The organism is Psychrobacter sp. T6-1, assembly GCF_052258445.1.
This window is the reverse complement of sequence record NZ_JBQQFC010000623.1, coordinates 1-838: the sequence shown is the minus strand read 5'-3', so window position 1 is coordinate 838 and position 838 is coordinate 1. Positions and strand designations below refer to the sequence as shown.

The 838-nt window shown below is 49.3% G+C and carries 1 pseudogene; it reads left to right on the top strand.

What is annotated here, in order from left to right:
• Positions 1-838: pseudogene (locus ACTXGO_RS15000) on the top strand (hypothetical protein); the annotation flags it as partial.

Here is an 838-nt window from a genome sequence, read left to right as displayed (position 1 = left end):
AAGCCTTAGGGGATTTTAGCTCGGCAATGGGTTTTGACAACGAATCTTCAGGAGCTTCCAGTTCAGCGTTAGGTAATTTAAATGAAGCATCAGAGGTAGGCGCTACTGCTATTGGTAGTGGTAGCGAAGATACGCGAGTTGCAATAGCAAATGCAGTAGTGCAAGCTGAGTTTACTGCTGCGACAACCCCTATACAAACAGACTTTAATGGTCGACGCTTTAAAGACGATGGTAATGGTGGTCAGATATTTGAGTTCGCAGCAGCAGACTATGAAGCTCTCGGTGTAGGCGCCACCGCGAGCGGTATCCGCGCAACCGCTATCGGTAATACCTCAGTCGCAAGCGCTCGTGACAGCGTTGCGATGGGTACAGGATCGACGGCTAACATTCGTAATAGTATTGCACTAGGATCACAAAGCGTTACCACAGTTGACGCAGGCGTACAGGGGTTTGGTGCGGACACCAGAACTACGCCAGTATGGCAATCAACGCTCGCCGCAGTCAGTGTCGGAGATACTAGCGATGCTGATTCTGCTAACTGGCAAACCCGTCAAATCACAGGTGTAGCAGCAGGTACGACTGATACTGATGCGGTCAATGTGGCGCAGCTACAAAGAGTAGAGACGAACAGCTTCTCTCAAGCACAGAACCTAGCCTCTGCTCTTGGTGGTAATGCCGCATTCAACATGAACGGTACTTTCCAAGCACCGACCTATCGTATTAACAATACCAACTACGACAATGTAGGTTCAGCATTCACGGCAGTTGATGGCAGGTTGAACGATTTGCAAGGTCAGATAAATACTATTGAACTCACACCAGGTCCACAGGGTGAGCA